This window comes from Vibrio sp. 1727, from assembly GCF_033344415.1.
Taxonomy (GTDB): domain Bacteria; phylum Pseudomonadota; class Gammaproteobacteria; order Enterobacterales; family Vibrionaceae; genus Vibrio; species Vibrio alginolyticus.
In genome coordinates this window covers 1-789 of sequence record NZ_JAWPOT010000186.1, presented here as the reverse complement: position 1 = coordinate 789, position 789 = coordinate 1, and the positions used below count along the sequence as shown (strand labels likewise).

Annotated in this window: 1 protein-coding gene; it reads right to left on the bottom strand. The window is 47.7% G+C overall.

What is annotated here, in order from left to right:
* A partial coding sequence (locus R8O10_RS24675; RefSeq protein WP_318191883.1) for a NupC/NupG family nucleoside CNT transporter occupies window positions 1-788 on the bottom strand: 788 nt, incomplete at its 3' end.
* Window position 789: the final 1 nt, after the last annotated feature.

Below are 789 nucleotides of genomic sequence, written 5' to 3'. Positions count from 1 at the left end.
CTAGAGATGTTTGCAAAACCACACAGTGCGAAAGTCACGATAGCTTGAGAGTGAGCACTTAGCTGAGATTTCACTTCAGCTAGTTGGATGAAAGCAACAAACTCGTTCACCACGATCTTGTTACCAATAAGCGAGCCCGCCGTAATCGCCTCTTCCCATGGCACACCTAACAACCATGCGACAGGTGCAAATACGTAGCCTAAGATAAGCTCAAAGCTTAGTGGCGTACCAATAAGGTCTCCAACCCAACCTAGCATGCCGTTCAGCAACGCGATTACGCTGATGAACGCTAACAACGTACCACCTACAGACACAGCGATACGAACACCCGCCATTGCGCCATCGGCTAACGCTTCAACCACGTTAGTTGCGCGCGGAATTTCCACTTGGCTAATGTCGATATCTGGTGCTTTGTTCACATCTTCTGGCATGAGAATTTTTGCCATCAACAAGCCTGCGGGCGCAGACATAAAGGCAGCAGCGATAAGGTAGTTAAGATCAACACCCAACGAGGCATAACCTACCAACGTACCACCAGCTACTGACGCCAAACCACCTGTCATTACCGCAAAGAACTGCGAATCAGTCATGTGTTTTAGGTAGGGTTTCACCATAAGTGGCGCTTCGATAGTGCCGACAAAAATGTTTGCTGTTGCAGACAAAGACTCAGCACGACCAATGCCAAGAAGCTTTTGAATACCACCACCAATGAAGTTGATAACTTTTGGCATCACCCCAATGTGATAAAGACCGGAGATAAGAGAGGAGAAGAAAACGATGATACCCAGT